Source organism: Shewanella sp. 10N.286.52.B9 (genome assembly GCF_002873635.1).
In the GTDB taxonomy this organism is placed as follows: Bacteria; Pseudomonadota; Gammaproteobacteria; order Enterobacterales; family Shewanellaceae; genus Shewanella.
On the sequence record NZ_MCTY01000007.1, the window covers coordinates 1 to 13,855 of the forward strand.

Sequence of the window (13,855 nt, forward strand, 5' to 3'; positions counted from 1 at the left end):
TTTAAACATATTATAAAATTAATTTTCAACCTAAATCTTATTACAAGTAAAAATAGCTCATATTTAAAGCAAGAAAAATCGCCCCATAAAGTCTCACCACAAAAGTACTGTTAAAAGTCACACACTTTAGTCCATATAAATAAACCTGTGACCATTTTCACATTCCAACTACCAATAATTGATTATATTCCACCACATCATCGATGGGTAAAGTAACAGTTCACAACAATGAGTTGTGCGAACAAGCTTTATCACTATCAATACAATTAGGGTGTTATTTTTGGGAATGTGGTGAGACCCCACAGCTGTACCTGCAACTGTAAACAGAGCGAAATACTTTTTACCACTGACTTTATATCGGGAAGGTGTATTTCTAGATGCTGTGAGCCAGGAGACCGACCTAATTGTTCGATGTACTCAAGCGGGTTTCTTGAGACATAGAAAGATTGGATTTTTTCTATTCGCTACTAGTTACTCAATTATTAACAAGCAGCGCATCTCCCGCTATTTTAAACTCAGCATAACAAGGCAACAATAATGAGTTTTAAACTGCGTTTATCAGCTATCACATTAGCTATTTTTCAAACTTACAGTGTAAATGCTGCAGCACCTGCAGTCCCAGTGCATGAAACAATCGTGGTCACTGGAACACGTTTTGAGAGCACACCAGACTCACAACTTACGGTAATTAATACCATTGAACGTGAAGAAATTGATGTGCTTAATCCCAAATCAGTAGTTGATGTTCTAGAAGCATTACCAGGTTTAAGTGTGACTCGAAATGGTGGGGCTGGACAAACGGCTTCAGTGAGTATACGAGGCACCAGCTCTGGGCATTCATTGGTGCTTATTGATGGTTTAAGGGTTGGATCTGCCCCCCTAAACGCTGTCAATTTTGGCTCCCTTTCTCCACAAAATATTGAGCGGATAGAAGTCATAAAAGGCCCTAGAGCTTCTATTTGGGGCAGTGATGCTATTGGCGGCGTAATACAAATATTTACTCGCCAACTTAATGGTGGTGAATGGTTTGCCAGTACCGAGTTAGGTAGTAATAACTATCTACGAGGCACTGTAGGTGCGGGAGTGGCACATGGTGATGGTCAAAGTACTATCACAGTAAACAGTGAACGTTCAGATGGATATAATATCCATAATGGCGCTCCAGAAGAAGCTGATGATGATGGCTATGACCGCATAGGATTAACTGTAGCGGGTTTGCAAAATATCTCTGACCAATGGGATATTAGCTGGAGTCTACAATATGACACTGGTAATAGCGAACACGATGATATTTACGCCAGTGGCGGCACTGACCAAGCTGATTTTGACAATTATTTGTGGAATGTTGGCACCCAATATCAGGGCGAGCAACTCACGAGTAAATTAAATATTGGTCAATCTCAAGATTCAAATGTCAATTTTCGCGGTGATAACCCGGATGTCGCGAGACAAAAATACGAAACAACTCGCGATCAAATAAATTGGACAAACCAATTTAAAGCATCTAATGAACTGACGGTTATCGGCGGAGTGGATTGGTATAACGAGTCCGTAAATGGGGATTATGCTATCAATGAACGAGAAGTTTGGGGAATTTATGCGCTGGCTCAATACCAATGGCATAACGTTCTATTTGAAGGGGCTGTTCGATATGATGACGTTGAAAATATCGACAATGAAACTTCTTATAATTTAAGTGCAGCCTATAACTTTTCTGATCAATGGCGCTTAACGGCAAGCACAGGCACAGGCTTTAAAGCACCTACTTTTAATGACTTATACTGGCCTGGAACAGGAAACCCAGATTTATCCTCCGAAACCTCTGAAAGCTATGAATTAACCCTTAATTATAGGGGCTCTGCTATTCAAGGTTATATCAGCTTATTCCAAAACGATATTAATAACCTCATTGCTTGGGCACCGATTGATGAAGATGGTTACATATGGAAACCTGCCAACATCAATGAAGCCAAGATAAAAGGCTTAGAGTTATCGTTAAATACCAAGCTGTGGCAATTAGACCACCGGATTTCGTACACCTATTTAGATGCCAAAGACACTAAAAATGATGAAGAACTTGTTGGCCGTAGTGAGCACGAGTTTGATTATAGTGTGGGCTATCAATGGGAACACTTTGACCTACTCGTAAGCTATCACTATCAAGGCAAACGCTATTCAGGTTACGGCCAACACCTTGATGCTTACCATAGGGTCGATGTCAGCATGGGATATTGGTTTAACGACAAATGGCAACTACGTGTGAAAACCAACAACATACTTGATGATGACTATATGACCGTCAGCAACTACAACAATCCAGGGATGGAATATTTTGTGAGCTTGAGTTACCAAGCTTTCTAATTATGTCCTAACTAAGACTTAGGCGTCAGCGCTATTGACGCCTAAGTGGAATACTAATGACAGTAAATAACCACACAATAGAACACCTATCAGTTAATAACTTAAGTTGGAGTTGCGCTGATAAAAATGTATTGCAACAACTGAACTTCAAGGTAAATAAAGGAGAGACTATTGGTATTTTAGGCCCTAATGGTGTTGGTAAATCCACATTACTGCGCTGTATTTATAAATACCTAAAGCCATCAACTGGCGAAATCTATCTTGACGGGGTCAATATTAATGACATCTCTCGTCGTCAATTTTCAGCAAAAGTTGCTGTCGTGCTGCAACACCCTCCATCAGGGTTTTCTGTCACCTGCCGCCAATTACTGGCAACGGGCTTAGTTAGCCAGCATAAATGGTGGCAAGCTATTGACTATAAAAAAGAGCAACGGGTCATTGATGAAGTGCTTGAGCAAGTTAACTTGTCAGATAAAGGCGAGCATATTTTCGAGCACTTATCTGGTGGAGAAAAACAACGCTTACTGATTGGCAGAGCCCTATTACAAAAGCCAGAAATTTTATTGCTTGATGAGCCTACCAATCACCTTGATATCCGTTACCAACTCGAAGTACTCACATTAATTAAATCGTTAAATATTACTGTTATCGCCACAATTCATGACCTTAATTTAGCCAGCGCCTTTTGCGATCAAATGCTATTTCTCAAAGAAGGTCGTTTAGTCAAAAATGGCCCGCCTTCAGCAGTGATGTCTGAAGATAATATTCGCCATATCTATGGCGTAAATGCCCATATTGATCGTCATCCAACTAATGAGAACCCTCGGATCACATACCATTATTCTGAGGCTTTATATGCGGCTGTTTAATGCAAAAAAATTGCTATTTATTCTTACTCCGTTAGTGCTCATTAGTCCAGTATTTGCCATTGTTATTGGTACCGCAAATATTGAGTTTAATGATGTTATAGGCGCGATTCTTCGGGCCGCTGACATATCAGAGGCTGCAACAGGTTCTTTAGCTATTTCTGACCGTATTATTATTGAGTTACGTATGCCAAGGGCAATTATGGCGATGCTCTGCGGCGCAGGACTAGCCATATCAGGCTCGGTATTACAATGTGTCACTCGTAATCCACTTGCCGACCCATACCTGTTTGGTATTAGTTCAGGGGCAGCATTAGGCGCTATTTTGGCGTTAACTGGCGGAATAATGTTTCTACCATTGCCTGTTTGCGCCTTTTTAGGTTCATTAATTGCAGTAGCAGTCGTCATGGTCATGTCCCGTGATGGGCAAGTTGAAACCCTTGTATTGTCTGGGGTTGCAATCTCATTTTTGCTCTCATCTATCGCCAACCTCATTCTTTATTTTAGCGATCAACAAGCCATACAAGCTGTTTTGTTTTGGTCTTTAGGCAGCTTTGCTAATGCTACTTGGTCCACCTTATTGTACCCCAGCATCATTGTAGTGCTTGGTAGCATTATTGTTTTCCAATTTCAGCGACCTTTGCATGCATTAATGGCAGGCAATGAAAGCGCCCACACCCAAGGGGTGGCAGTACTGCCATTACGGTTAGGCATGCTAATGCTAACCGCATTAATTACCTCATCTTTGGTGGCAACTTGTGGAGGAATAGGCTTTGTTGGCTTGATGGTGCCTCACATTTCAAGAATGTTAGTCGGTGCAGCTCACCCAGCTAGCCTCATTATTACCGCCATGATGGGCGCCATTTTAATGGTCTCTGTCGATATTCTTTCGCGGGTAATTTTACCTAGCCAAGAGCTCCCTGTTGGCGTTATGACCGCCATGATGGGGAGTGCTTTCTTTATTTTTCTTCTTATTAAACGCCAAAAAGGTCGTACTAGATGAAGCAGTTAATTATTGGTGGAGCCCGTTCTGGCAAAAGTAAAATGGCGCAAAACTATGCCTCCCAATGGCAAAGCAATACGCAAGGTGAAGTCATTGTTATTGTTACAGCGCAAAATAAGGATGGTGCGATGGCAAAGCGCATCGCTCATCATCAGGCTAACCGTCCGCCCCATTGGCAAACGGTTGAATCCCATTTAGCACTAGCTAGCACCCTACAGCGCCACAGCCAAGCGGACAACCTCATAATGGTTGATTGCTTAACCCTATGGTTATCTAATGTTTTACTACACGATGCTGAGCAATCTACGAATCAATACCCTGTAATGAAGCGTCAACTCATCGATACCATAAAAGCGCTTTCTGGAGAAATAGTACTTATTGGTAATGAAGTTGGTCAAGGTGTTGTCCCTATGGGGGCATTGTGTCGAGAATTTGTCGACCAATCAGGTTGGTTACACCAATCAATCGCTGAGTGTGTCGATAAGGTCATAGTATCAATTGCAGGCCTACCTATGGTTATTAAGGAAAGGGCTTAATTATGTCTATTTTCGTTAAACCCATAAGCTTAATTGTCGCGGGATTTCTTGTCTGCTTGACTACTTCATATGCCCACAGCGCACAGCAAAGATTCGTTGTGCTATCACCCCATGCGGTAGAAATGATGTTCAGTATTGACGCAGGCGATAGAATTATTGGCACAGTGGAATATGCCGACTACCCTGCTGCTGCAAATGATATAAAACGTATTGGTCGCTACGACTTTGTTAATTACGAAGCCCTAATGATGCTTAATCCCGACGCCATCATAGTCAACAGTGAAAGCACGTCATCGGGAATGCTTAGCCGCATTAAAAGCCTCGGGTTTACTGTTATTGATACCAGTGTCACAGAGCTTGCTGATATACCGAAAAGGTTAATTGAATTAGGTCAACTAACCGGACAACAACAGCTTGGCCAGCAACAAGCTGCGCAATTCAGTCAGCAGCTAAACGAGATTCGTCAACAATATCAGCATCAAGATCCCATCAGCATTTTTTATCAGGTGTGGCCTCACCCTTTAACGACAACCTCCAGTTCATGGATGGATGAGATTTTTGCAGGATGCGGAGGGGTAAACATATTTGAAAATGCCCACTCAGATTACCCTCAGGTCAACATGGAACAAGTCGTTTCATTAATGCCTGAAATGATCTTTAAACCTATTTATCACGGCAACAGTAATCAAGAGTTAATCCGCTGGGAAACTTGGAGTGAGCTACCCGCAGTAAAGCATGGACAAGTGATCGCCTTAGAAGGTGATCTCATTCACCGTACAGGCCCCCGTGTACTTCAAGGAATGATAAACATTTGCCAGAAAATCGACTTAGCACGTCATCAAAGAGCGGCAACATTATGATTAGTTTTTATTTAGGTGGTGCTCGCAGTGGCAAGTCGTCCCTTGCAGAGTTAGAAGTCAGCCAAACTCGATTACCCGTGCTCTATATCGCTACCTCTCGCCCGAGTGCATCTATGCAAGAGCGGATCCGCTTACATAAACAACAGCGCCCTGACAGTTGGCAAACTCTCGAAGTGCCAGTAGATTTAGTCACTAGCTTAATTAAACACGACAAGCCAGAGCAAACCATCATAATTGATTGTTTAACCCTGTGGTTAACCAACCAACTGTTGGCACAACATTGCCTAAAACAAGCTATCGAGGAGCTTGCGAAAACACTGGCCAATATGCAATCGCATTGCGTTCTGGTTAGCACTGAATGTGGCCAAAGCTTGATTCCAGAAGATAAAATGAGCCAACTGTTCGTTAATGCCAGTGGCGAAATGCACCAAATCATCGCCGAAATCGCTGACAAGGTGACTTTCTGCCAAAGCAAAATTGCTAACACGTTAAAAATGCCAAAAGAACTCAGTTATGAATAACACTAAGTTCACTTTATTACGCCATGGTCAGCCGCAACTCAGCGACTGCTTACTGGGTCGCACCAATGCACCATTAACCGCCCTTGGCTGGCAACAACTACGTCAAAGTAGTATAGGTTTAGGCTTTGATAGAATTATTAGTTCACCATTAGAGCGCTGTAGCGCATTTGCCCAGCAACTCGCTCACGAAAGCGCCGTACCAATAACTATCTGTGCTGACTGGCAAGAAATGGACTTCGGTTTATGGGACGGTCTGCCGCTTAAACAGCTGTGGGCGGCTACTGATATTGACTACCCTAAATTTTGGCAAAACCCCTTTTTAAGCCAGCCTCCTCAAGGTGAATCAAGCATTCAATTAATGCAACGAGTAGTAAAGCAAATTCAGTTACTCAGTCGACAATATCAAGGCCAACACTTATTAATTGTGACTCATTCAGGGGTTATTCGCATCATTATGCATTGGCTATTATGTCATTCAAATTCGATAGACAAGTTCTCTGAAGCGTTTCTATCCTCTCATAGCCACAGCCATCAATATTGCAATGCCCACCTTAGCAATCTTATGGTTTCCTACGCAGCTCGACTACAAATCAATACCTTTATTGATGATGACAAGGTGCTATGGCCGCAATTGACAGGACTGCATAACTACCACGCTGACACTCAGCCAAAGGAAGCCTAAAATGAAAACTATCTGTTTTAACATTTTGAACTGCGCAGCAACTCAATTGCCGAGCTTACATCAACTTTCTGATGCTGGGGCAGGTTCCGATTTAATGCATTTCACCCCAACCAGAGACAGTGAAATTATCGCCAATGGGCAAGCCAACACGGTATTACCTCTGAAAAAGTTGCAGTCCAAAGAGGCTGATAAATATGATGGGCTGTTAAGTAATGGTGGTATTAGTCCGGCAGTATTATCTCGAGGGCTACTAAAGTTATTAGCCAGCAATGGTTATAACATTGAATTTCATAGCTATAACTTTAATGTCAGTCAGCCGCACACCATGCAAGAAGATTGGCTAGTACAATCACACCATGGTGGCAGAAATATTGATAGCACTGAGTTAATTGAAACGACATTAATTCCCTCGTTAGTGGATCAAGCCCAAAGAGGCTGCATCAGTATTTTGTCTGAGTGCGGAGTTGGCGGCACCACCTTTTCTACCCTGTGGTTACGCTTACTTACTGGTATGGATTTGTCTCCCGCGGGAAGCACTATCGACCCTAAAAAATTAGCTATAAAGCAGCAACTACTCAATGAGCTTGAATGCCAATATCGTGTTGATGGCGAAAATTTTGATGAAACGCGCTTATTAGCTAACCCACGGTTTCACGATCCAATTCAACTGGCCGTCAGCCAACTAATTAAACAGTGGCCAACACAGCTACCAATGCCAACTTTTGCTGGTGGCATGATGTTCGTAGCGCCGCTATTGGCGGCAAGAAAAACCAACTCTCTAGCCATCCCTGTGCTAATCCACACCACTCGGTGGGTACTTAATGGCGATGGCAAACAAGTATTATCCCATCTTGGGGACAAAGATGTCATCACCACCCACACAACCAATTTTTCACGCTCTGATATGAGCTGCCTTCAGTGCTATGAGCAAGGGCTAGTAGTAGAGGGCTGCGGCTTAGGTGGCCTGCTGGTTTTAGCTGAGACATTAGGGATAAACGAACCTGCGATAATTAGGGCGCTTGAACTGGCCGTAAATGAATACCAGCGACCATTTCTTGAAAACGAATCGGTGGCCTAATGTGGGAAATAGGATTTGAGTCATAACTTGTGATAACAGGCTAGCAAACGCTATCAATATACCAGAATAAAGTATCAGGAATAATAATGAGCTATAACCCTAAAAAACAAGCACAACACAAAGAGCATGTTGACCAGGCCATCGAAAAAGCCCAAGAAGAGCGTGGTCAAGTATTAGTGATAACAGGTAATGGTAAAGGTAAAACCACTGGTGGATTTGGCACCTTATTTAGAGCCCTAGGCCACCAACAAAAAGTCGCGGCAGTGCAGTTTGTTAAAGGCGATCTTGAATGCGGTGAGCGTAACTTACTTGAACAACTCAATGTACCAGTTCATACCATGAATACAGGATTTAGCTGGAATAGTGAAGATAAAGAAGTTGATAAGCAAGCAGCACAAATTGCATGGCAAGCAGCAAAATCATTCATTACCGATCCTAGCTTAGATTTGGTGCTATTAGACGAACTCACTTACATGATCACTTGGGGCTTTATTGAACTGGACGACATCATTACCACACTGAAACAAAGACCAACTGAAATGTCAGTGGTTATCACTGGTCGAGCAGCCCATCGTGAGCTCAAAGAGTACGCTGATACGGTCAGTGAAGTAAGACCTGAAAAACATGCGTTCCATCAAGGCTTAAAAGCGCGTCAAGGGCTGGACTGGTAATTAAAAGGTACGCAAATTGCGGGCGACTTTAATAGCGATATTTCCCGAAGTGCTCAGCTTATTTATCAATTCAATTTTTGACGCTTAAAAACAAGCCCAAAATAATTTTTTAATGGAACAACTCCCATGAGCGGATTCAAATTAATGGTGCAAGGCACTACCAGCGACGCTGGTAAAAGCTTGATGGTTGCAGGGCTTTGTCGAGTTCTGGCACGTAAAGGAATTAAAGTCGCCCCTTTCAAACCACAAAATATGGCACTTAACAGCGCAGTCACGCCAGACGGCGGCGAAATAGGTCGCGCACAAGCTGTGCAGGCACAAGCGTGTAACCTTCCGTTAAGCGTACACATGAATCCAGTACTGCTAAAACCCAATACCGATACAGGTGCACAGGTGATCATTCGTGGTAAAGCAATTGAAGATATGAATGCCGTCAATTACCACAACTTTAAACCGCAGCTGCTAGAGATAGTGCTGGAAAGTTTTGAAACCCTGGGACAAGGTATGCAGGCTAGACTGGTTGAAGGCGCTGGCAGTCCTGCTGAAGTGAATCTGCGTGAGCAAGACATAGCCAATATGGGCTTTGCCGTTGCGGCCCAAACCCCTGTTGTTATTGTGGCAGATATTGATCGAGGCGGCGTCTTTGCTCATTTATATGGGACTTTTGATCTGCTTTCTGCTGAAGAGAAATTACTGGTTAAGGGTTTTATTATCAATCGCTTCAGAGGCGATATCACCTTATTAGAAAGTGGGCTTACTTGGTTGACGGAGAAAACTGGCGTGCCGGTAATCGGTGTTGTCCCATATTTACACGGACTCTACCTTGAAGCGGAAGATGCTATCAACCAACAGCAACTCGATGACGATAGCCATTTTAAAGTTGTCGTGCCGGGTTTGCCACGCATAAGTAATCATACGGATTTTGATGCCCTCAGGCTTCACCCGGGTGTCGACCTTTGCTTTGTTAAACCTGGCGATAAACTACCAAATGCCGACTTAATTATCTTGCCCGGTTCTAAGAGCGTGCGCGGCGATTTGAAAGCATTGCGAGATCGTGGTTGGGACAAGCAAATCGCCCGTCATTTACGATTTGGCGGCAAGTTAATTGGCATTTGCGGCGGCTATCAAATGCTCGGCCACAGCATTGATGACCCCCATGGTATCGAAGGTCAAGCTGGCAGCAGCGAAGGACTTGGATACCTTAACATCACTACCACCCTTGAGAAAACGAAAACCCTTAAACAGATCCATGGCGAACTCCAGCTTAATGGCAACACTCATCCAGTGAAAGGCTATGAGATCCATGCAGGAGTCAGTAATGTACAGGAGACTCAACCCTTCACATTAGGCACTGAGGATAATCGCTATCCTGATGGTGCAGTCTGTCCACAAAATCAAGTATTAGGCACTTATCTTCATGGCGTATTCGATGAGCCACAAGCCTGTAATGCGCTACTGAACTGGGCAGGCTACCAACAGCAAAAAGCCCAAGATATGTCAGCATTGCGTGAGGAAAACCTCAATCGACTCGCCGATAGCCTTGAAGAGTCGCTCGATCTCGATTCACTATTTAACGGTATTGAGGGGTGGAGCTAATGAATAAGATGCAAGCTCATTGCCCTGCTTTGTTTGTTACAGCTCCAAGTAGTGATAGTGGTAAAACTACATTGGTTGCTGCTATGGCCAGATATTGGAGTAATCAAGGAAACAAAGTCAGAGTGTTTAAAACTGGGCCTGACTTTATCGACCCTATTTTTCATGAATTCGCCAGTGGTCATCCTGCTCACCACCTCGATCTTGGCATATCGCCTTTTCCTCGGGAAATTGAGGACGTCATAAACGTTATCGTCACGCAACGCTATGACATCTTCACGGACAACTTGAAAAACCTCCCCTCTGAATATAACGGAGGTTTCTGGCTATTTGGCAGATCAATATGTGACAAACCTACATCACCTCATCTTATGTAGAACATGAGTTTTCGACACATAACAGCAAGGAGCAATAATGAAGCAACTGACGAACCTCACAGTGACCCCAAACCCAGGTCACCTGCTAGATAACTGGCAACAAGCTGAAGATTGGTTAAGCCAAATGAACCTTGATGGTTTCGAAATATATCCGCATGGCACTGTCTCTGCGGATGCTATTCCAGCTCATTTAAGTGGCGGCTTTCATCTGCAATCTTTTCCCATTCTGACTCCGTTACTTTATAACGACAGCAAACGGTTAATGGACATCTTTGGTGATTGGGACACTGTCGCACAATTCTATGGTGGTACTGATGCCGACTACCTCATCAACACCCTCACTCAACAACTGGACTTGGCGCACGCATTAGGCGCACCCTATGCGGTATTTCACCCTATGGATTGTGATATCGACAACCTCATCTCACAACACTTTCCTTGGACTTATGAAGATACAGTTAAAGCCTGCAGCCTGTTATTGAATCAAGTACTAGCCAAGAGTAAATTTAAGGGGAAATTATTATTCGAAAACATGTGGTGGCAGCAAAGCTTTCGCCTCGATAACCGCTGTGAGTATGATCTATTACGACACAGTGTTGATTATCAAAACTGCGGCATTTGCTTCGATACGGGCCATATGATGGCCACCCAAACACAGTTTAGCCATGAGCAGCAGGCTCTGGATTTTATTGAGCAACGCTTGCTGCAGCTGGATTTACACCATGAGATTTGTACCCTTCATTTAAACAGCAATATACTCCCAGCTCACAAGCCTCAGTGGCGAGCTCCACTGTCAGTAAAGAGTCCATTCTGGCAACAGTTTGATTTATCTTTACAACACATCAATAAACTAGACCCACACCAAGCCTTTAGTCAGTGTGACTTATCCAATCTTATTGAGCGTATAAAGCCTGATTTCCTTGTCCATGAAATTAACCAAAAAAGCCTACCACAGTGGCAAACTGATATTTCGACCCAGATGACATTATTAAACCGATGTTTACGTGTAGCATAACGAGTATTGGTTCTATGAAAACATAATAAAGTCAGTATCTAAGCTGTTTACATATAAGCAGCTAAAATATCTTTATAAGAGTGTGACGGTAAGGGCTTTACGGTGTTACAGCTAGTCACAAACCAAGGTTTCCCCGAAATATAATAGATTACGACGACAGTCACAGAGGCGTACTTAAAGCGCTGTTAGTTTACTGTTAGCCGCTATAAAAAGTTGCTATTACCCTCAAAAACAGACTGGTAATAGCAACTAAGACTATTTAGCTAGTATTTTAAAACCAACTAAAAATGATACCTAAAGGTCGCCATCACGAGATGAGCGGTGTAATCATGATTCAATTCCCCTAAGGTTTTAATACCAGTAGGGCCAGTTCCTGGATAGTAATTAACAGGTAATTGCGTATCGTCACTGTCTTTGTAACGTTCAATTTCATAACGTAAGCCGACCGTCATGGCTTTAGACAATGCATAATCTACAAAAACCGAAGCATAATGACTGGTTGATTCAAAATCGCCAAATACATCATTATTGTCAATATCGCTGTCGCTGAAAGACAGTGCATAGCTATAATTACCACCGATACTTATGCCATAGTCAGCTAAACCTGTGTAATCAAATCCAACACCAATAAAGCCAAACTGCTCGTTGGTATTAGCTTGCCAATAATTAGAATAATCATTACGTGCACCAGCCTGATTATTATCAATCCATTGATAACCGCCATCACCATTTAGGTTCAAGGTTTCAGTCACTTGCCAGTTTACACTTAAGTCATAACCGTAGTTTTCTGATTCAATGAGGCCAATATCAGTATTAGTATAATCATCTAGCGAGTAATAGCCGTTGAAGCTAACTGAGACATTATCCAATGGGGTATGAGTGACAAATACCTCAGCTTTTGAGCTTTTCTTATCTGCAAGATAATACTTACGCATTAACTCACTCTCGTCACCTGATACTGCATCGTCATATAAGAACGATGAACCACCTTTGTCCGAGTAACTGCCTTTTAAGCGTAAATCCCACTTTTCAAAATTACTTGCACGCCATTGCGCCCAAAAAATATTGTCATCCGTTTTTTCTCGATCTTGATTTGAACGTTCAGTATCTGTACGGTCAAAACCTGCCTCAATACGCTGACCCGTTGCAAGATTATAACTAGCACTCACTTTGTAAGTCGTTCGAGTCGTGTCATAGATACGATTCTCAACCAATTCTCCGGTCATCGAATTGTAATTATACTGTTCGTACTCGTGGATGTCGGTGGTGTTGTCCCTATCAGAGTAATCCACAGAAGCATTCAAACGTAGCCCTTTAGCAATTAGGCTAGACACTTTAAAGTTAGCATCAAGAATATCAACTTCGACATTACCTTGATTCCCACTGTTTGGGATACCTGTTAAGGTAATAAAGTTACTGTCTTGCTTCATATTTCCGCTAACAAGGCGGCCACTGAGATAGGTTTTATCAAAACGGTAATTACCTAACGCACTCACAAAATGTGCTTGGTTATCTGCCGCCTGTGACACACTAGGATAAGCATCTTTGTCAATTGACAAAGCATGGTTATTATTATCAAACCAACTACCTTTGTAGTTAACTTCAGAGAACCAATTATTGCCATTAAAGTTCACTCCCGCAGATAAATTTTGCGTGCGCATATCTACAGGTGCAGCTAAGTTAGTCGCAATGATGCCACCATTACTCATACTGCTAAGCAGCTTACCCGTTTTATCTTCCGTCGCGTATTTAACATAGGTCGCGTAGCGGTCGCGAGTATAGTTTGCTTCTAATTGATACTTTTTGCGCTGTAAAGATAATGACTGAGTCACGAGGTCATCATTTTCTACAAAATGGCCATTATTACTAGTCCAAACGCTTTGTGCATTATCTGCTGTGTATTGATTTTTTTCATCAAAACTTGCCTTGATACCCCAACTACCGAGGCGGCCAGTTTTGATGCTACCGTTACCTTGCTGACTACCTAAATTATCAGCCTTGATTTCGGTACGATAACCTCGACTATTAATCACCAGATCAGAGTTCACTCCAGCGGCTAAACCGTCTGTGTATTTCAGTTTATTCGCGGCGTAGTCATCGTCACTATCTAATGCCCCTAAATCAACTCCAACCTGACCAATAACACTGCTGTTAGAAACGCAGTTCTTACATTTCCAGCTATCAGCACGATTGTTAACATCATTTGCCGCTGTTACACCAAAATCAAATGCCATCGCTCCAGTACTAACACTGGCAAGCGCTATGGCAACTAAATTTAATCTAAATTTCATA

13 protein-coding genes and 1 riboswitch are annotated in these 13,855 nt (G+C 42.7%); of the genes, 12 read left to right on the plus strand and 1 reads right to left on the minus strand.

Translation table 11 applies throughout. From position 1 onward, the window contains the following. Positions 1 to 252 precede the first annotated feature (252 nt). Positions 253 to 419: riboswitch (cobalamin riboswitch) on the plus strand. Positions 420 to 537: 118 nt separating this feature from the next. The 12 genes from BCU91_RS00825 (at position 538) to BCU91_RS00880 (ending at position 11,563) form a co-directional block, all read left to right on the plus strand. Then, positions 538 to 2,361, plus strand: a complete 1,824-nt coding sequence (locus tag BCU91_RS00825) for a TonB-dependent receptor (protein ID WP_102530695.1) — start codon at positions 538 to 540, stop codon at positions 2,359 to 2,361. A gap of 56 nt (positions 2,362 to 2,417) precedes the next feature. Then, a complete protein-coding gene (locus BCU91_RS00830; protein ID WP_102530696.1) occupies positions 2,418 to 3,230 on the plus strand; it encodes an ABC transporter ATP-binding protein in 813 nt (270 codons plus the stop codon). Beyond that, on the plus strand, positions 3,217 to 4,230 hold the full coding sequence (locus BCU91_RS00835) for an iron ABC transporter permease (protein ID WP_102530697.1): 1,014 nt from the start codon (positions 3,217 to 3,219) through the stop codon (positions 4,228 to 4,230). The genes BCU91_RS00830 and BCU91_RS00835 overlap by 14 nt, the downstream gene beginning before the upstream one ends. Continuing rightward, positions 4,227 to 4,766 (plus strand): bifunctional adenosylcobinamide kinase/adenosylcobinamide-phosphate guanylyltransferase, encoded by a 540-nt coding sequence (gene cobU, locus BCU91_RS00840; RefSeq protein WP_102530698.1) that lies wholly within the window; start codon positions 4,227 to 4,229, stop codon positions 4,764 to 4,766. The genes BCU91_RS00835 and cobU (BCU91_RS00840) overlap by 4 nt, the downstream gene beginning before the upstream one ends. A 2-nt stretch (positions 4,767 to 4,768) precedes the next feature. Next, complete coding sequence (locus tag BCU91_RS00845; RefSeq protein WP_102530699.1) at positions 4,769 to 5,626, plus strand: helical backbone metal receptor; 858 nt, start codon at positions 4,769 to 4,771, stop codon at positions 5,624 to 5,626. Next, the gene (cobU, locus tag BCU91_RS00850) at positions 5,623 to 6,147 is read left to right on the plus strand and encodes a bifunctional adenosylcobinamide kinase/adenosylcobinamide-phosphate guanylyltransferase (RefSeq protein ID WP_102475827.1); all 525 of its coding nucleotides are present in this window, start codon (positions 5,623 to 5,625) and stop codon (positions 6,145 to 6,147) included. Before BCU91_RS00845 ends, cobU (BCU91_RS00850) begins: the two co-directional genes overlap by 4 nt. Continuing rightward, entirely contained in the window at positions 6,140 to 6,829 is a 690-nt protein-coding gene (locus tag BCU91_RS00855; protein WP_102475826.1) for a histidine phosphatase family protein, read from the plus strand. The genes cobU (BCU91_RS00850) and BCU91_RS00855 overlap by 8 nt, the downstream gene beginning before the upstream one ends. Before the next feature lies 1 nt (position 6,830). Continuing rightward, positions 6,831 to 7,907, plus strand: coding sequence for a hypothetical protein (locus BCU91_RS00860; RefSeq protein WP_102530700.1), 1,077 nt, complete (start codon positions 6,831 to 6,833; stop codon positions 7,905 to 7,907). A gap of 86 nt (positions 7,908 to 7,993) precedes the next feature. Further along, positions 7,994 to 8,578 (plus strand): cob(I)yrinic acid a,c-diamide adenosyltransferase, encoded by a 585-nt coding sequence (gene cobO, locus BCU91_RS00865; protein WP_102475824.1) that lies wholly within the window; start codon positions 7,994 to 7,996, stop codon positions 8,576 to 8,578. A 126-nt stretch (positions 8,579 to 8,704) separates the two neighbouring features. Then, a complete protein-coding gene (locus BCU91_RS00870; protein ID WP_102475823.1) occupies positions 8,705 to 10,174 on the plus strand; it encodes a cobyric acid synthase in 1,470 nt (489 codons plus the stop codon). Continuing rightward, complete coding sequence (locus BCU91_RS20480) at positions 10,174 to 10,548, plus strand: hypothetical protein (RefSeq protein WP_241904010.1); 375 nt, start codon at positions 10,174 to 10,176, stop codon at positions 10,546 to 10,548. The genes BCU91_RS00870 and BCU91_RS20480 overlap by 1 nt, the downstream gene beginning before the upstream one ends. Before the next feature lie 37 nt (positions 10,549 to 10,585). Further along, the gene (locus BCU91_RS00880) at positions 10,586 to 11,563 is read left to right on the plus strand and encodes a TIM barrel protein (protein ID WP_102475822.1); all 978 of its coding nucleotides are present in this window, start codon (positions 10,586 to 10,588) and stop codon (positions 11,561 to 11,563) included. Between the two features lie 281 nt (positions 11,564 to 11,844). Here the strand turns inward: BCU91_RS00880 and BCU91_RS00885 are convergent, their stop codons facing one another. After that, complete coding sequence (locus BCU91_RS00885) at positions 11,845 to 13,854, minus strand: MtrB/PioB family decaheme-associated outer membrane protein (RefSeq protein WP_102530701.1); 2,010 nt, start codon at positions 13,852 to 13,854, stop codon at positions 11,845 to 11,847. Position 13,855 lies beyond the last annotated feature (1 nt).

Excerpts from the sequence above, each read along its gene's own strand:
- BCU91_RS00825 (WP_102530695.1), top strand. The coding sequence starts at position 538 with ATGAGTTTTAAACTGCGTTTATCAGCTATCACATTAGCTATTTTTCAA.
- BCU91_RS00830 (WP_102530696.1), top strand. The coding sequence starts at position 2,418 with ATGACAGTAAATAACCACACAATAGAACACCTATCAGTTAATAACTTA.
- BCU91_RS00835 (WP_102530697.1), top strand. The coding sequence starts at position 3,217 with ATGCGGCTGTTTAATGCAAAAAAATTGCTATTTATTCTTACTCCGTTA.
- cobU (WP_102530698.1), top strand. The coding sequence starts at position 4,227 with ATGAAGCAGTTAATTATTGGTGGAGCCCGTTCTGGCAAAAGTAAAATG.
- BCU91_RS00845 (WP_102530699.1), top strand. The coding sequence starts at position 4,769 with ATGTCTATTTTCGTTAAACCCATAAGCTTAATTGTCGCGGGATTTCTT.
- cobU (WP_102475827.1), top strand. The coding sequence starts at position 5,623 with ATGATTAGTTTTTATTTAGGTGGTGCTCGCAGTGGCAAGTCGTCCCTT.
- BCU91_RS00855 (WP_102475826.1), top strand. The coding sequence starts at position 6,140 with ATGAATAACACTAAGTTCACTTTATTACGCCATGGTCAGCCGCAACTC.
- BCU91_RS00860 (WP_102530700.1), top strand. The coding sequence starts at position 6,831 with ATGAAAACTATCTGTTTTAACATTTTGAACTGCGCAGCAACTCAATTG.
- cobO (WP_102475824.1), top strand. The coding sequence starts at position 7,994 with ATGAGCTATAACCCTAAAAAACAAGCACAACACAAAGAGCATGTTGAC.
- BCU91_RS00870 (WP_102475823.1), top strand. The coding sequence starts at position 8,705 with ATGAGCGGATTCAAATTAATGGTGCAAGGCACTACCAGCGACGCTGGT.
- BCU91_RS20480 (WP_241904010.1), top strand. The coding sequence starts at position 10,174 with ATGAATAAGATGCAAGCTCATTGCCCTGCTTTGTTTGTTACAGCTCCA.
- BCU91_RS00880 (WP_102475822.1), top strand. The coding sequence starts at position 10,586 with ATGAAGCAACTGACGAACCTCACAGTGACCCCAAACCCAGGTCACCTG.
- BCU91_RS00885 (WP_102530701.1), bottom strand. The coding sequence starts at position 13,854 with ATGAAATTTAGATTAAATTTAGTTGCCATAGCGCTTGCCAGTGTTAGT.